This is a genomic window from Occallatibacter sp. (genome assembly GCF_035317045.1).
In the GTDB taxonomy this organism is placed as follows: domain Bacteria; phylum Acidobacteriota; class Terriglobia; order Terriglobales; family Acidobacteriaceae; genus Telmatobacter.
Window position 1 is genome coordinate 338,153 of the sequence record NZ_DATHHT010000011.1, and the last position, 16,621, is coordinate 354,773.

At 57.6% G+C, this 16,621-nt stretch carries 10 protein-coding genes; 4 read left to right on the forward strand and 6 right to left on the reverse strand.

The window, feature by feature from the left end; translation table 11 throughout:
* Positions 1–7: 7 nt before the first annotated feature.
* The 3 genes from VK574_RS04680 to VK574_RS04690 form a co-directional block, all read right to left on the reverse strand.
* The gene (locus VK574_RS04680; RefSeq protein ID WP_472798646.1) at positions 8–1,093 is read right to left on the reverse strand and encodes a glycoside hydrolase family 43 protein; all 1,086 of its coding nucleotides are present in this window, start codon (positions 1,091–1,093) and stop codon (positions 8–10) included.
* A 65-nt stretch (positions 1,094–1,158) separates the two neighbouring features.
* The gene (locus tag VK574_RS04685; protein ID WP_472798647.1) at positions 1,159–2,325 is read right to left on the reverse strand and encodes a tetratricopeptide repeat protein; all 1,167 of its coding nucleotides are present in this window, start codon (positions 2,323–2,325) and stop codon (positions 1,159–1,161) included.
* A gap of 136 nt (positions 2,326–2,461) precedes the next feature.
* Positions 2,462–6,322 (reverse strand): carboxypeptidase-like regulatory domain-containing protein, encoded by a 3,861-nt coding sequence (locus VK574_RS04690; RefSeq protein ID WP_472798648.1) that lies wholly within the window; start codon positions 6,320–6,322, stop codon positions 2,462–2,464.
* 560 nt (positions 6,323–6,882) lie between these two features.
* On the opposite strand from VK574_RS04690, the gene VK574_RS04695 reads away from it, so the two are divergent.
* The 4 genes from VK574_RS04695 (at position 6,883) to VK574_RS04710 (ending at position 12,696) form a co-directional block, all read left to right on the forward strand.
* Positions 6,883–9,132 carry an alpha-amylase family protein gene (locus VK574_RS04695; protein ID WP_472798649.1) on the forward strand — a complete coding sequence of 750 codons (2,250 nt, stop codon included), beginning with the start codon at positions 6,883–6,885 and terminating at the stop codon, positions 9,130–9,132.
* 209 nt (positions 9,133–9,341) lie between these two features.
* Entirely contained in the window at positions 9,342–10,127 is a 786-nt protein-coding gene (locus tag VK574_RS04700) for a succinate dehydrogenase (RefSeq protein ID WP_472798650.1), read from the forward strand.
* The gene (locus VK574_RS04705; RefSeq protein ID WP_472798651.1) at positions 10,128–11,942 is read left to right on the forward strand and encodes a fumarate reductase/succinate dehydrogenase flavoprotein subunit; all 1,815 of its coding nucleotides are present in this window, start codon (positions 10,128–10,130) and stop codon (positions 11,940–11,942) included.
* Between the two features lie 16 nt (positions 11,943–11,958).
* Positions 11,959–12,696, forward strand: coding sequence for a succinate dehydrogenase/fumarate reductase iron-sulfur subunit (locus tag VK574_RS04710; protein ID WP_472798652.1), 738 nt, complete (start codon positions 11,959–11,961; stop codon positions 12,694–12,696).
* Positions 12,697–12,722: 26 nt separating this feature from the next.
* Here the strand turns inward: VK574_RS04710 and VK574_RS04715 are convergent, their stop codons facing one another.
* The 3 genes from VK574_RS04715 to VK574_RS04725 all read right to left on the reverse strand — a co-directional run bounded on the left by VK574_RS04715 (position 12,723) and on the right by VK574_RS04725 (position 16,464).
* Positions 12,723–13,238 (reverse strand): hypothetical protein, encoded by a 516-nt coding sequence (locus tag VK574_RS04715; RefSeq protein WP_472798653.1) that lies wholly within the window; start codon positions 13,236–13,238, stop codon positions 12,723–12,725.
* Positions 13,239–13,761: 523 nt separating this feature from the next.
* Positions 13,762–15,243, reverse strand: a complete 1,482-nt coding sequence (locus VK574_RS04720) for a CehA/McbA family metallohydrolase (protein ID WP_472798654.1) — start codon at positions 15,241–15,243, stop codon at positions 13,762–13,764.
* A 147-nt stretch (positions 15,244–15,390) separates the two neighbouring features.
* On the reverse strand, positions 15,391–16,464 hold the full coding sequence (locus VK574_RS04725) for a LacI family DNA-binding transcriptional regulator (protein ID WP_472798655.1): 1,074 nt from the start codon (positions 16,462–16,464) through the stop codon (positions 15,391–15,393).
* Positions 16,465–16,621 lie beyond the last annotated feature (157 nt).

Here is a 16,621-nt window from a genome sequence, read left to right on the forward strand (position 1 = left end):
GCGACGATTACCGCGACGGTTTTGCGAGCGGCTGGCCGGCGGGAAGCGCGGAACCGAAGTTGGGCGTGCCATCGGGGTTCCATGTGAAGGGCTGCGCACGGGGAGATCGCTGAGGGCCGCAGCCCTGGTTCTTCTGCGAGTTGGCGTGGTAGATGATCCAATCCTGACCATCGGGCGACTGGAAAAAACCGTTGTGGCCGGTTGCGTAGACGCTAGCTTCGGGGTTCTGATGGAAAAACGGATGATCGTACTTGTGCCAGGATTTTGCGTCGAGTAGATTGTCGGTGACCCGGGCGCGCAGCATCCCCAGCGCGTAGTAGTCGGTCCAGCATGCGGAGGCCGAGTAGACAAGGAAAATGTCCTGGCTGTGGAAGAGGATCTCGGGACCCTCGTTCACGTTGAGATGAGGCATGGACGGCCGGTTGAGCAAGTCGCCCACCTCTTCCCACGGATACTGCGGGCGCGAGAGCAATGTGCGCTCGGAGTCGATGGTCCACGGGTTTTTCAAGTGCGCGATGAAGATGTCCTGCTCGCCGTCGTGGTCCCCCTGCCAGCCGGACCAGATCATGTACTTCTGGCCGTTGAGTTCGAAAGCGGAGGCATCGATGGCCCACTTGTCGGTGGGATCGGTGACTTGGCCTTTGAATTTCCAGTCTCCCTGCATGGGGTCTTCGGCGGGGTTTTCGAGAACGTAAATGCGGTGGGTCTCGTTGTGGCCGGCGTCGGCCGCGAAGTAGATGTACCACTTGTTGTCAAAGCGATGGATTTCGGGCGCCCAGATCTCATGGCTGTAGGGGCCGGTGGCGGGCGGGGTCCAGACGACGCGCTTCTGCGCGTGGGCTAGATCGGTGATGTCCGGCGTGGCGCGGAGCGTGAGATTGAAGCCGGTCGTGGCCATGAAGTAGTAGATGCCTTTGTAGGACATGACCCAGGGATCGGGGCCCGAGGGAAGGAGAGGGTTGGTGAATGTTTTGGTGGGGGAGGAGGCAGGTGAAGCGGGCTGTTGCGCGGTGAGGAAGATCTCCGAGGCAAGAAGCAACGCGATGAGGAGAACTGTTTGAGAGGTGCGATTCATTAGAGTGCGAATAGACATGACTGAGCACCTTCCTTTGAAGGTTGAGAGCAGAGAGAGAAGAGTATAGAGAAGAGAAGGTTCTGTTAAGGCGGGGGCTGCGGCGTGTTGACGGGTGATGACACAGTAGCATGCGTGCGTCCATCACTTTGCTGAAGTTCATGCCGGGCTTCTTCATTGCGGCCCAGGCGGGCCAGGGAGAGACCGCGATAGTAGTGGGAGCGAGTGTAGGTGGGGTCGGATTTCTCAGCGTGCGCAAGAAGCTGTTCGGCTCTGGAGTAATCCTTGCTACGGAAAGCAAGTTCGCCGAGGCCAGTGAGAGCACCGGCGTGATTAGGATCGCGGGCGAGGACGCGCTCGAAGAGCGGCTTGGCCTCGTCGTCCCGATGAGCGTCAAGAGCAATCTGGCCGAGCTGATAATAAGCCTCCGTCTGCTGGGGCTGCAGGCGGATTGAGGTTTCTAACTCGCGGCGGGCGCCTTCGGTATTCAGGAGCGCGGCATAGACATATCCGAGGCCGTAGTGGGCGGTCTCATCGTTGGGGCGGGCGGCGAGATAGGCTTTGTAATGGCGCTCAGCCTCGGGCATCTTTTGCTGTTCGCTTTCGAGACGCGCGAGCGCGTACAGGATAGTGGGGTTGGCAGGAGCGAGCTTCCGCGCAGCGTGCAGAGCTTCGTCGGCTTCGGGAAGTTGGCCGAGTTCGAAAGCCTGGAGGCCGCGGTCGAGCTGGAGGTCGGGAGAGTCAGGGAGCTTTTCGCATGCATGGCGCAGGGCAGCGAGCGCACGGTCCGGGTGGTTGTCGCGACGGCTGGAAACGGCGAGTTCGGTAGCGGCAGCAACTTCACCTTTGCGGGCGGCAACGTGATCCGGGTCTTGATGCGAGTGTTGCGCGAGGATGGTTTCAAAGCGATCCATGGCTTCGGGATAGCGGTGCTGCGAGAGCAGGAGCTTGCCCGCAGCAAGGTTGGCGGGGATCGAGCCGGGCTCTGCGGCGAGTGCGCGAGCGAAGGTTTGGCCGGCTTCCTGAGTCTGGTGAAGGTCGAGCAGGGTGTTGCCGAGAAGCATGAGAGCGGAGGCGTCGGTGGGGTGCTGCTCGGTGTAAGGGCGTAGAAGCGCAGCGGCTTCGGCGGATTTGTGCTGCGAGCGGAGATGCTCGGCCCTGGCAAGCATGGGATTAGTTTGAGCGTGGACCGCAATCTCCAATCCAGCGAGAATCAGCGGCAGGAGCAAACGGAAGCGACGCGAACCATGCATGGGATTCCGTTATAGCAAATGTTGACGACAGATTTCTGATCGCCTTGGCTCAAAGAAAAATAGAAACAAAAGCAAACGGCAAAAGCAAAGATAAAGCGGAGAGGCAGCATACGCTGCCTCCGCCATGGGTCGTTCGTCAGAAGGTAATGCGGCCGGAAACTTGCAAGTTGCGAGGGCCGTAGTCTACGCCCGTGGGAATACCGAACCCTGTGCTCTGCGAGGAATCGTTTGGCGCAAGATCCGGAAGAGCCATCCTATGCCGATTGAAGAGGTCAAAAGCTTCGCCTTTCAGCTGGAATGTAACTCTCTCGGCGATGTGAAAATCCTTCATAACGCTTAAGTCTTCGGCCAGGTACTTGGGACCGGTGATGGCCTCTGTGACCCGGGCGATATTGCCAAACGCAAACGGAGCAAAAGAACAGGGTGCGGATGGAGTTCCGCAACCAGGGGTAAACGGGCGGGACCAGCCGACGCCCTCTCGATTCTGGTCAACGAAGGCGGCTTGCGACATAGGTACACCCGGATCCGATCCACCGTTGGTACCCGGCACACGGTACGCGGGCTTGAACCAGGATTCCCCATTGAAAACGCTGGGGCCGTTTTTGTTGCCCCTGTACGCATCACTCGCGAAACTCACTCCGTTCTGCGAGGCCGGTCCTGCGCTAAAGGTCATGCAATTCTGGTAGTAAGGGATACCCGTGGCGCAACCGAAATCGATGGGCTGCCCGCTGGAGTAACGCTGAATGGCGCCGATCTCCCATCCGCCGACGATGTAATCGAGAGGCCTGCTTTGATTGAGCCACTTGCGTTTGCTGCCAAACGGAAGCTGGTAGAGGTAGCTCAGTGAGAACTGATGCCTCAGATCCTGAACGCTGACGGCTTTATCCCCTCTCAGGTCTTGAGAGTACTGCGCCTGCTCCCGCTCATTGTTACTCGTATAGCTGAAAGGGATCAGCGAATCGGCATCCGTGAGAATCTTCCCCCACGTGTAGGAGGCCTGCACGTTGACGCCGTCACGGAAACGACGCTCCAGTGATACCACCATCGCGTTGTACGAGGAGTGACCGAGGTTCTCCAGGCAGCAATCATCCGCAATGTAGTCATACTGCGGGAAGGGACGAATCGACTGACCGATCGGACCTGTGAAGTTTGCATAGGGCGCTGAGTATCCCTGGCTGGAGCCACCTAGCGGAATGTTGTACTGCGGGTTGCTCAGCAGATCTCCAAGGGCGAAATCGGATGGGGAGATATTGTTGAAGTTGGTCAGGAAGCCGGAGCGGAGGTTCTGTGCCACCTGGCCGATATAGCCCATTGAAAAGATCAGGTCCTGGGCAAGCTGGTCTTGAAGTTGAAGGCTCCAGTTACTGGTCATGGAAGGACGGCCATCCCTCGCCAGCGTGAGGTCGCCCGCGACTGCGCTGAAGGTGCCGAGGCCATTCACCGCTGTCAGCTGTGTCGGGTCGGTATTGGGGGCGTAGCTGTAATCCGGAAAACCGACGTTCGAGTTTTGCGGATCGGCAAGTGAAGCGGAGTCAAGCCGGAACGCAGGCGTGAAGGCGCCGCCCTGGGTAGCAGTACCACCCAGCGCAACTCCCTTGCTGATGTTGTAGCCCTGCAGCATGCTGCCGCCAAAGTCGTTGTATTGCAGTGGGCCATAAATGATGGATCCGCCGCCTCGCAGAGCCACCTTGCCATCAGTGTTTGGGAGTACGTAGGCGAAACCAAGACGTGGAGCAATATCCTTGTACCAGGTATCCGCCCACGCCGTGTTGCAGTGGCAGTTTGTGCCGAAGACCAGCGCTCCCGGCAGATTGCCGGCAGCAGCGTCAGGCGCGGTGAAGCTGAAATCGGAGGTCCGATTAAACGCTTCATGCCGAGGAAGATCGACGTCATACCGCAAGCCGACGTTGATGGTCAGGTTACTCGTGAGCTTGATATCATCCTGGGCAAAGCCCGCCAGGTACCACGATTTCCAACGTGGATTTACGTTGTATACCGTCTGGCCGCCGAAGCCCACTTCTCCCAGCAGGAAGCTGGCGAACGGGTTGCCTGAGGCGCAGCAACTGTTGCTGACGGCCGCTGTCTGGTCACGGTAGAAATTGAAGTTATCCACGTTGTACAGGTTGGTGGAGTACACCTGATGTCGCCAGTCGACTCCGACCCGGATACTGTTTCTGCCCTTTTGCCAGCTGACAATATCGTTCACGCGAATGCCATCGTCGATATTGACGCCGTTCTGCTGCTGGCCCCAGTTCGAAGGCGCGTCCGGACTTGGAAATGAAATGAATGGATAGAACCTGGAGTGATCGTTCGCGAGCCCGGCAGCTGCCGCAGTGTTCGTCGTGTTGAATTCCTCGGAAAGGTTCACGCTGTTGGTTCGGTTGTACCCGACATTCAGATGGTTCAGCAGGTTGGGTGAGAAGGTGAAGTCCCAACCCCCACGGATGTAATGAGTGGTAAAGGCTTGAGCGTATCCGCTGTTGTTGAACGGTTCAGGAAAATCTGGAGCCGCCGTCAGCTTTGTGTTCTGACGTGTGTTGTAGGTGCCGAATACCTTGTTTCGATCGCCAAGGGTTTGATCGATGCGAACTGTATAAGTTGTATTGTTGTTTGGGGCCACGCCTGTGTAGGCAAAGTTGCCGATGTAACCGAAGACGTCTGTACTCTGGGGCGTCTGGTTTGGCAGAGGTAGCCCTTTGGATAGCGCAGCTGCCGTGGGGCTGAAGAGGGAGCTTGGAATCTGGTTGTTAGCAAATGGCGTACGACAAAAGACACCCGGGCTGACCTGGGTCGTCGTCGAGGGATCATAAATCTGGTTGAACTGCACGGGTAATCCGGTACAGGGATTCAAAAACACATTCTGCCCGTTGTAGGGCGTTCCGCCCGGAACGAACCCGCCGAGGATATCGCTGAAGTCGCCGTTGCGTTCCGCTTGAGTGGGGACTGTGGAGACGATCACCGATCCGGGAGTGAATTGATATTTCTCCCACGCGAAAAGGAAGAACGTTTTGTTGTGGCCATTCCAGACGTGTGGAATCCAGACAGGGCCACTGAAGACGCCACCGAAGTCAAACTTGCTGTCCTGCGGTCTCGAATACGGACAGTCGATTTCGGAGAGGGTTTGACAGTTTTGCGCAATGTATCCGTTGTTGAACCAGTTGTTGGCGTCAAAGGCGCGGTTCTTGATGATGGTGTAGGCAGTGCCGTGGAAATCGTTTGTGCCATTCTTGGTGGCGAAGCTTTCAATGCCGGAAGTGCTGCGTCCGAACTCAGCGGAGGGATTGGAGGTGGTGACTTTAAACTCCTGCAGGGCCTCGATAGAGGGTGAAGTTTCATCGAAGGAGGAACCGTTCTCGCTGCGCTGAATACTTGCGCCGTCGAGCAGCACCTCGGCGCCGTAGGCCTGACCACCGGAGAGGCGCGAGAAGAATACGCCGTTGCCGGTATTGCCGGAAGTACCGCTGCCGGGACCCGTGGTACCCGGAAGAAGAAACACGAAGGTCTCCGGCGAGCGCAGGCCGCCGATGCCTGCGGCGAGCGAAAGCGGGAGGTCTTCAATCTGCTTGTTGGAGACGGTAGCGTCAATCTCAGATGTTTCCGTTTCAATGCGCAGGCCACTTGCGTCGACAGTGACGCTCTCGCTGACTTGGCCCGGCGCGAGTTTGATATCCAATGCGGTGGTGCTGTTGATCTGTACAATCACGCCGGTTTCCGTTGCCGTGGAAAAGCCGGGCGCAACAGCAGTGATCGTGTAGGAGCCCAACGGGAGATTGGGAAAACGATAGACGCCACTCGAGGTGGACTTGGTCACGCTGACAGCGTGGGTAGCGTTGTTTGTCGCGGTAACGGCAGTGTTCGCAACAACTGCCCCACTACTGTCCTGAATGCTGCCTGCAATAGCGCCACTCGATGTCTGTGCGGACAGATGAACAGTTTCGATTCCAGCTAACAGGAGCAGCAACAAACCACAGAAGGGCCTTCCTGTATTTCTGAACATTGGGTCTCCAAAGGTACCGCGAGATAAAGTCGATCTGGATTTGCCTACTCCATCAAAGAAAACGCTTTCCCGTATGTTGCTGCCAATCTCCTGCCTACCTTCAACTTGCTCAATTGGCTCTCCTGAAAATCTCGAAAACAGCGCGATTGCGTTCTCAAGATAACTTAGGAAGGTCCGGCAACGTGCCCCGGAAACTGATGAGAGACGACAGATGCAAAGCACTCAACTGCCATACACCGTGACGGATGCCGGAGCAGCGAATCGGGTTGCTTATCAACGGGGCAATTGACGATTTAATCGCTGGCAGATTCCCTTCTCGTGATCTCTCGTCCGTGGCAAGGAATGGTCCACATCACCTTTGATCGAACAAAGACCGGATCATCGGCCAGGTCGACCATGCTCCGGTCTTTGATTGTCCGCGGTTCAGCGGCTTTCGCGAGGCGTAGAACCTCATCTCCATCGCCATAGAATTGAGGCAACGCCGCCATCGCCCAACCGCGGTTCTGGATTGACCTCTCGCCCGCCTTATACACTGCTTCCTCAGTGGAGACATGGGCCAAATGATCACTCGACGAGACTTTCTTCGCACCGGCGTTGTATCCGGAGCTGCCATCCTTCCCTTGCCGTCAAGCGCTGCCTTTGCCGATCCCGAATCCGACGCCGCCGATCGCGCACTCGCAACCGCCGATCCATCGCCCTCCAATCTCGTAGCTCTTCCATCCCGCCGGCCAATCGCTGCCACTTCGCAACAACCGTGGCAGAAGCACGTCCGCCGCGTGGGCCAAACCAACATGACTGAGCACGATCCGGCGGTCATGGATATCGACGCATGGGCCGGCTACTGGCATTCGGTCAAAGCGGACATCGTCTTCGTCAGCGTCACCGGCATCCTAGCCTTCTACCCATCCAAGGTCCCCTTTCATCGCCATGGAAAGTTCCTCAACAACCGCGACTTTTTCGGAGAATGCGTCGCCGCCGCAAAAAAGCGCGGTATGCGCGTCGTCGCCCGGATGAGTCCCGACCTCAACTGGGACGACGCCCTCGCCGCGCATCCCGAGTGGGCCATGCGCCACAAAGACGGCTCCGTCCAGTTCAGCGGCGAGGAACCCCGCCTCTTCAAAACCTGCATGTTCTCTTCCTACATGGATGACTACATCCCCGCCATCATCCAGGAAGTCAACACGCAGTACGACGTGGACTGCTTCTACGCCAATGGTTGGCCGCCCCTCGGCAGCCTGCCGGAATGCCACTGCGCCATCTGCGCCAATCTTCCGCAGCCCTCTACGCCGGCCTACTGGCGCGCCTTCACCGATCGTGTCCTCTCACTGTGGACCCGCTATGACGCGCTCGCCAAAGAGAAAAAGACCGACAGCTTCTTCTTCGCCAACTCTGGTGGCAACGTGCGCGGCGGCCCCAACCTCGACCGCCTCGGCAAAACCGCTGCCTGGTTTCAAGCCGACAATCAGGGCCGAAGCTGGGAAGAGCCCGCCATCTGGGGCTGCAGCCTGCAGGGACGCGTTTGCAATGCCGTGCTCGACGGCAAGTTCGCCGCCAACGTCACCGCCGCCTATTCCACGGGCAATCCCGGCTGGCGCAACTTGTCAAAAAATCCCGAGGAAGCGCGCATGTGGCTCAGCCAGACTTCGGCTAGCGGCATGGTGCCCTATTTCCACTTCGTGGGCGCGGAGACGGGCCGTGGCGAAGACCTGCGCTGGCAAAAAGTCGGTGCGGAATACTTTGAGTGGACTGCCCGCCACAACGCCCATCTCGCCGCCGCGCGTTCCATTGCCAACATCGGTGTCGTCATCGGTCAGGGCACGCAGCTCCTCTACCCCGGCCCAAAAACTTCGCACTCGCGGGGCTACATGCAAGAGACGACGCAGGGCATCTATGAAGTCTTGCTGCGGGGCCGCTTCGCATTCGATTTTGTTCACGAAGATCGCTTCGAACCCAAGCGTCTCGCGAAATATCGCGCCTTGCTGCTGCCCAATGTGGCTATGCTCAGCGATCGTCAATGCGACCAGCTCCGCGAATACGCACGCGCGGGTGGCTCGCTCCTGGCCTCATTCGAAACCAGCCTCTACGATGAAAACCTCGCCCCCCGCGCCGACTTCGCCCTGGCCGATCTATTCGGCGCCAGCAAAGCTGGCGACGTCATCGGCACTAACGGCAATCCCTACTACGCGCGCATCGCCGATCCGGCCGCGCAGCATCCAATTCTGAACGGCTTCACGGGCACAAATTGGCTCCCCGGCGCTCAAAACCGCATCCCCCTCAAACCCATTCAGAATCCCTTGCTCACCGTCGTTCCAGGCTTCGTGCGCTATCCTCCGGAGCTGGCCTATCCGCCCGTCTCCCACACACTGGAGCCAGCCGTCGTTCTGCGCGAGTCCGGCAACAGCCGCACCGCCTGGCTCGCCGGCGACGTCGAACGCACCTTCTGGCTCACCGGCCATGGCGATCTCCTGCGCCTTCTCCACAACACTATCCGCTGGCTTACGCACAATGAATCCCCCGTCAACGTCGACGGCCCCGGCTTCATCGAAATGTTCTGCTGGGAGACGCGCCCCGGCTACGCCGTTCATCTTCTCAACTACTCCAACGCCAACGCCTTTCACGGCTGGCTGCAGTCAGTCGAACCCATCGGCGAACAGCGCATCGCCATCAAACTTCCCGCAGGCGTCGGCGTCAAATCGGTCGAGCTCTTAAAGGCCGAACACCCCATGCCGTTTCATTTCGAAGACCAGATCCTGCACTTCACCGTTCCGTCCGTCGGGGACTACGAGGTAGCCGCCATCACCACCGCCTAGATGAGGATTGTTGCTCCCCGGCCAGCCACATATCCGTTCACCGCAAGCGAACCCTGATGATTGTCTGCTGATTATGATTGTGCAGATCGGTCCGGATTCCGCCTGACTCAGATGGCAGGTGGCTGACGGTAGAGTTCTTGCTATACAATCCGATGCCATCGGGGCGGGAACGGCGCAGTCTGCGAATACCCTCCGCGGTGGAGGGACTTGTGTCAGCTCCCGACTTAGTCTGGAAAGACGGTAAGTTTGGCCAAACATCGCGGCGCGACGCCTGGTGGCTTTCTCCAACGGCAGTCCTCTTGGGCTTCGGCGCGTTTCTGGTCTATGCCAACTGGGCGGCGTTCCAGAACAGCCATTACACCTACGGTCCATATATCTCGCCGTTCTATTCTCCCGAGCTTTTCGGGAGTTCTCCGCACGCTTTGTTTGGCCCGAAACCAGGCTGGTATCCGAACTTTCTGCCCTTTTCTCCTGCGCTATTCATTCTGTGGATACCCGGCCTTTTCCGCATGACCTGCTACTACTACCGCGGCGCATACTACAAATCGTTCTGGGCCGATCCTCCGGCATGCGCGGTAAGCGAACCCCGCAAGACTTATCTCGGAGAGCGAACCTTTCCGCTCATCATGCAGAATTTTCATCGCTATTTTTTGAGGCTCTCGTATGTTGTCTGGGGCTTTCTTGTATACGACGCGTTGAGGGGGTTCTTTTTTCCTGATGGATTTGGGATCGGAATTGGAAGCCTCGTGCTGGTCGTGAACGTCGTTCTTCTGGCCGGATATGTATTCGGGTGTCATGCCTTCCGGCACCTGATCGGAGGAACATTCGACCAGATCTCTCATCACCCTGTGAGGCAGAAGATATATAACTTCGTGAGTCGACTGAACGCGGGGCATAAGAAGTGGGCATGGGCGAGTCTTCTGTGGGTTGCGTTCTCAGACATTTACATCCGCCTGTGTTCGATGGGCATCTGGCATGACTGGAGAATCCTCTAGATGCCAGAATTTCAACGCTTCTCCTACGATGTACTAGTGATCGGAGCAGGCGGAGCAGGCCTGCGCGCCGCCATCGAAGCCGGAGCCAGCGGTGCGAAGGTGGGAGTGGTTTGCAAATCGCTCCTTGGCAAAGCGCATACCGTGATGGCCGAGGGTGGCATTGCTGCAGCTCTGGCTAATGTCGACGATCGCGATAGCTGGCGCGTTCATTTCGCGGACACAATGCGCGGCGGTCAGTATCTGAACAACTGGCGCATGGCCGAATTGCACGCGAAAGAAGCGCCGGAATGCGTGCGCGAACTAGAAGCATGGGGTGCGCTTTTCGATCGCACGACCGACGGCAAGATTCTTCAGCGAAACTTTGGCGGGCACAGATACCCGCGGCTTGCGCATGTCGGCGACCGCACCGGCCTAGAGATGATACGCACACTGCAGGATCACGGCATTCACACCGGGATGGAAGTCCACATGGAGTGCACCGTGCTCAGTCTGCTGCTCGACGGAAACCGCATCGCCGGAGCTTGCGGATACGACCGCGAGAAAGGCCGGTTCCAACTGTGGACGGCGAAGGCAGTCGTACTGGCCACCGGCGGAATCGGGCGTGCCTTCAAGATCACCAGCAACAGCTGGGAATACACGGGCGACGGACTTGCTTTGGCATATCGCGCCGGGGCCGAACTGCAGGACATGGAATTCGTTCAGTTCCACCCCACCGGGATGGTCTGGCCGATAAGTGTGCGCGGCATCCTGGTAACCGAGGGGGTGCGCGGTGAAGGCGGCGTCTTGCGCAACAGCGAAGGACGGCGGTTCATGTTCGACGACATTCCTGACCTGTACAAGGAGCAGACCGCAGATTCTGAAGAAGAGGGCTGGCGGTATACGCAGGGCGACAAGAATGCACGGCGTCCTCCTGAACTGCTCACCAGAGACCATGTCGCGCGGTGCATCAATCGCGAAGTGAAAGCTGGCCGTGGCTCACCGCATGGCGGTGTCTTTCTCGATATTTCCTGGATTAAGGAGCGCATGCCGAAATCAGAGGAGCATATCAAGCGCAAGCTCCCCAGCATGTATCACCAATTCAAGCAACTCGCCGATCTTGACATCACAAAAGAGCCGATGGAGGTCGGCCCCACGACGCACTACATGATGGGCGGAATCCGCGTCGACGGCGATTCACAGATGTCCACCGTGCCGGGACTTTTCGCAGCGGGGGAAGTGGCGGCAGGATTGCATGGCGCGAATCGACTGGGCGGCAATTCCCTTTCCGATCTGGTCGTGTTCGGACGGCGGGCAGGACGATTTGCCGCCGACTTCGCCAAGGCGAACGGCGCGGTCACGATCGACGAGGTGGAGATTCAAGCCGCGGCAACAGCGGCCCTGGCTGCCTTCGACCGCGGACCTTCCGGCGAGAATCCATATCAGATTCAATTCGATCTGCAGGAGACCATGCAAGACCTGGTGGGGATCGTGCGCCTCGAGAGTGAAATGCAGCAGGCACTCAATGCGATCGGACAACTACGAGCCCGGGCAGAGCGAACGGGGGTAGCCGGAAATCGCGAGTACAACAATGGCTGGCACACAACGATTGATGTTGGAAATATGATGATCGTGTCGGAGGCCGTTACCCGCGCGGCGCTGCTGCGGAAAGAAAGCCGCGGTGCGCAGTTCCGCGAAGACTTCCCCGGCAAAGACGCGGAGTGGGGAAAGTACAACATTGTGATCAGCCGTGGCGCGGATGGTGAAATGCAAGTTGAGAAGCGCGCACTTACGCCGCTGCCGAATGAGCTGAAGGCTGTAGTTGAGGAGATGAAATAGCCGGGAGGCGAAACAGATGGCCACACAAGCGACATTTCGCATCTGGCGTGGAGACCCTGCGGGCGGAGCATTCCAGGACTACGCGACACCTGTCGAGGAAGGAATGGTCGTTCTGGACGCCGTGCACCGGATCCAAGCACAGCAAGCAACCGACCTGGCTGTGCGATGGAATTGCAAAGCGGGCAAGTGTGGATCGTGTTCAGCCGAAATCAACGGCATGCCAAAACTGATGTGCATGACCAGGCTAAGTGACATCAACCTGGATACTCCGGTCATCCTGGAGCCCATGCATGCGTTTCCCGTCATTCGCGATCTGGTTACGGATGTTTCGTGGAATTTCCGGGCCAAGAAAACCATCAAGCAATTCAAACCCCGCCCGCCTGATGCCGCCGATGGCACATGGCGCATCCAGCAGGCCGATGTCGAGCGCGTACAGGAATTTCGCAAGTGTATCGAGTGTTTTCTCTGCCAGGACGTGTGCCACGTTTTGCGAGAACACCACAAGCACGAAGAATTTATCGGTCCGCGTCTACTCGTCTATGCGGCTGCGCTCGAAATGCATCCGCTCGATATTGAGGACCGCGTCAGCGATTTGCGGCACGCGCACAATATCGGTTACTGCAACATCACGACTTGCTGCCGGCAGGTATGTCCCGAGTCGATTACGATCACGGAAAACGCAATCATTCCCCTGAAAGAGCGCGTGGTGGACCGGTACTTCGATCCCTTGAAGAGGCTGTTCCGCATCCTTTGACTGTCCCCCAGCAATGTGGAGATTTGCTATCTCGGCGGGGTTTCCTGGGAGTCGAACGGAACCAATTCCTGTTCCAATTCTCCCCATTCATAGGCTGGATTTTGAAGCAGGCGCACGCATCGATTCCAGCGAAGGATTGCATCATCATTGCCTGAGGGGCGGATCCTCTCAGCCTCTGCGAAAGACTTTAGAGCCTGGTCAAAAAGCGCTACAAGTGTATGAGGCTGTTGCCCGGCATTGAGCTGCGCTTTCGCGCGACGCTCTTGCAGAATCCCGGTGTAGTAGAGCCGCTCGTACGGATCCTGGAGCTGCCGGAAGATCTCTTCGGCTTCCCGGTAGCGATCGGAGCCGCGGCCAGTGAACTGATCTGTAAGGGCGAGACCAAGCAAACGCAATGCAAGCTGATGTTGCGGTTCGATGGTCAATATATCGCGACAGATCGACTCCGCCTCTTCCGGTTCGTTCAGCGAGCGATAGAGTTCCGCTTTCGAGATGGCCTCGGCGATCCCCGCTGTCGAAATGCGCTTAACCTTATATTCCATGGCTCTCCCCCTCCACGCTCAAATTTGCCTGGCGCCGAGAATCTCGCGAACCGAGCCCTAATTCTCCCCGTCCGGCAATTTCACCGAACGCCCGGAGCCAACTCCCGCATCAAACGCAACCGCGCTGGGCACGAGTGGTACACGATAGTCGCCTGCCGCTTTGTTTACTGCTCATCGTTCCGGAAAAACTTCAAGGTCGCGCCTGCGAACGAGCCTTCGGCAGTGATCAGCATCCCAAATTGTTCCATATCCTCGCGAAGAATTGATTCAGATCGTCCACCATCGCAAGGGCACTGGCTTTTAACGCGGCCATCGCCCCCGCCTTCTTGACCACGACATTATGCTTCTTTCCCTAAGCGTAGTCCAGACTTGATTAGGGCCTTGCCAGAGGGCTTTGCGGCTCCACATCTCTGTGACCAGTCATCGTAAACGTTTGATCCCTATCGGGACCGGTCCGTGCCGGAAGAATGCTCCGTCCGCAAACAGAGCCTTGTATAGTGCACGACGCACGCTGTTCCTTTCCTTAGTGAGCCTTTTCGGACTGGTAGCCAAAATAGATGGGGTTGCCGAGCAGGAGCAGACGATCATCGGTATCGCGAACCTCCACGCGCAAAAAATGACGACCTCCATCGGGGTGCCATTCGGCGCGAATAGTCTGATCGCCGCTAGAGATGGGAAGCGACGGGAGATCGGTGGATGTCTCGCCGTCGACAAAGAAATGAATCGATCCTCCATCGCAGTCGACCACATGAACTTCGAGGGAGACGACACCGTCGCGCGTTTCGAGATCCCCACCCATCTCCGCGGATGCAGATCCGGCCTTCGCGTTCATATCAAGCAGCCGATCGCGCGAACCGGCTACGTCAACGAAAACACGTCCAGAGCGGATTCCGTCGAGAATACCCGCGACCGACAGGTTTTGCGCGTAGACGACAGTGGAGGGATAGCCGATCGAGCTCGGTCTTTCCGGCGGCCAGTCGGCATGGTGATTATCGCTTCCACCGATTGCCGTGAGGCGATGGTCTTGACGAAGTTGTTGCTCCCAGAAGTGTGTCGCAGGACTGCCGCCGCCATTGATTACTTCAACAGAGGTAACAAGATTCATGTCGACGGGCTTTATCGGCGTCCAGCCGCAACCCATGCAGATTTCTCCCGTGGGAGATTGGGGATGGTTGATGGAGACGATGGCTCCCAGATGGCGCGCGCTGCGGAACATCGCATTCACATCCGGGACCTGCGAAGCGCCGACGCGATAATCGATGAAGCGGCTGGTGCCAAAGGCGTTCGCATGCCCGTGAAAGGTAGTCAGTTCCCTGCTCGGAATGAATAGCAGCTTATCGAAGTACGGCTGAAGCTCGCGTTCACTATCGGACTGCGAAGTGGTGTTGTGATCACTGATGGCGATGAAGTTCAAACCGCGGCGCGCAGCAGCTTCCGCAGTGAGGAAAAGAGGGCATGGGATGGGCTTGCCACTTTGGCTGGGACAGCTTCCGTCGCTGTGCGCGTCGTGCATGTGCAAATCTCCGCGGTACCAGCCAGGCTGGTCGCGGAGCGGCTGGTCAGTGAATGATGAATCGTCGAGCGCGCGGTTGAACCACACTTCGGCACGCCAGGGCGAAGTAATACCAGGACGAATATTCGGGACGGCGATGAGAAGCTTCCAGCGGCCGGCAGGAATGGCTCCTGGAAGATACGAAGGCGTGGCATCAGTATCGCTGAGAGTGAAATGGTCCTTGTTGCCGCCGCTGGCGCCGCGAAAACGAATTGGGTCGGCGATTCCGAGGTCGAGCACGGTGTGCTGATCGTGACCCAGGTTGTGGAAAGAGACTGTGATGCGATGTACGCCGGCTGGGACGGTGAATGGAGCCTCGATATACGTCTGGTTTTGCGAGGGATGAACTTCACTATGGAGAACAAGGTTCGGCGGCGGAGGAGATTGAGCTGCTGCTGCTAACGGCGCGAGAACAAGCAGCAAGAGCGACACCTGTCGCGATCGTGTAGGCATGAATAAGCTCTCGAGATTTGTCCTGAAGCCAGCGGGGAGTGTCCCGGCTCCAAGAGCAGGATGGTATCAGATGGACAGTCGCAAGGAGAACTGAATCACGCGCGGATCGCCCGAGAGCGAGGTGATGCTGGATATCTTTCCCATGGATTACTGACGAGTGTCTGTTGATTTGCAGCCGCAGGATTCGCGGATGATCAGTGTTAACGGGAGAACATTTTTGACGAAGGCGGATGGCGTCTCGGCATGGATGTTTTTCAGGAGGATTTCTGCTGCCAGCTTGCCTATGTCGATTCCGGGTTGACGGATCGCAGTAATGGCAGGCGTGAGTTGCGCGAAGAAGTCGACATCGTCAAAGCCGACGAGCGCCAGATCCTTCCCGACCTTGACCTTCAGTTCCTTGAGCGCTCCGATAACCCAAATCGTTGTCGCGTTATTCGCGGTGAAGAGCGCATCGGGAGCGTTGCGGGAGGCGAATAGTTTTGATAGGGCCGCCTTTGCGGACTCCTGGTTGGGGATGTGCACCTCCTTCGTAATCTGGAGATTGGCTCGCTTCATCGAGTCCCGGAATCCGGAGATGCGTTCCTGTATTGTGCGCAGGTGGGGATTGGTTACGATGCAGGCGATTCTTTTGCGGCCGTGTTGTATGAGGTGATCTACGGCGAAGCGAGCTCCAGCCCTGTTTTCCACTTCAACAGAGTCTGTTTTTGCTATGTCGATTGGGCGGTCGATGGTGACAACGGGGGTGCTCCCTAAAGCTAGAGATTTGAGGTAGGTTTTCCGGCTATGCGCTGGAACCAGGAGGATTCCGTCTACGCCATAGGTTGTCATCATCTCGACTTGAGAGGCTTCGATGGCAGAGTCTTCACCAGAGGCGGCAAGCCAGAGGATGTAACCGTTTGCGTGGGCGGTTTCCTGGACCGCCTGGCTGATGATGGAAAAGAAACTGTCAGAGATGTCGGGAACGATGAGACCGATGGATCGGGAAAGCTGGCCGGTAAGGACGCGGGCAGCCTGGTTTGGCGTGTAGTTCAGTTGACGAATGGCAGCGCGGACCTTGTTTGCGGTGTGTTCCGATACGTAGGGATGGCCATTAATGGTGCGTGAAACGGTCATGGGTCCAACACCGGAGAGTCGCGCGACATCTGCGAGAGTTGCCCGTTTGGGACGTGTCGAATTACGGGCCTTGGTGCGCCCGCGATTACTGGTGAAAGGAGCCAGCATTTGATTCCCAGCGATTAGGATGGGACATTTTATCCCTGATGAAGGTCCCTTTCCTAACACAAAATTAACAATATTTCTTGACGAGCAAGCGCTAACCCGAATATTCTTTCGCGCTATGATTACGCTACCAGTATGATAGCGCAATCATATTGGTAGC

Coding starts and splice junctions, on each gene's coding strand:
- VK574_RS04720 (WP_472798654.1), bottom strand. CDS start 15,243: ATGCCTACACGATCGCGACAGGTGTCGCTCTTGCTGCTTGTTCTCGCG.
- VK574_RS04725 (WP_472798655.1), bottom strand. CDS start 16,464: ATGCTGGCTCCTTTCACCAGTAATCGCGGGCGCACCAAGGCCCGTAAT.
- VK574_RS04695 (WP_472798649.1), top strand. CDS start 6,883: ATGATCACTCGACGAGACTTTCTTCGCACCGGCGTTGTATCCGGAGCT.
- VK574_RS04715 (WP_472798653.1), bottom strand. CDS start 13,238: ATGGAATATAAGGTTAAGCGCATTTCGACAGCGGGGATCGCCGAGGCC.
- VK574_RS04710 (WP_472798652.1), top strand. CDS start 11,959: ATGGCCACACAAGCGACATTTCGCATCTGGCGTGGAGACCCTGCGGGC.
- VK574_RS04680 (WP_472798646.1), bottom strand. CDS start 1,093: ATGTCTATTCGCACTCTAATGAATCGCACCTCTCAAACAGTTCTCCTC.
- VK574_RS04690 (WP_472798648.1), bottom strand. CDS start 6,322: ATGTTCAGAAATACAGGAAGGCCCTTCTGTGGTTTGTTGCTGCTCCTG.
- VK574_RS04705 (WP_472798651.1), top strand. CDS start 10,128: ATGCCAGAATTTCAACGCTTCTCCTACGATGTACTAGTGATCGGAGCA.
- VK574_RS04685 (WP_472798647.1), bottom strand. CDS start 2,325: ATGCATGGTTCGCGTCGCTTCCGTTTGCTCCTGCCGCTGATTCTCGCT.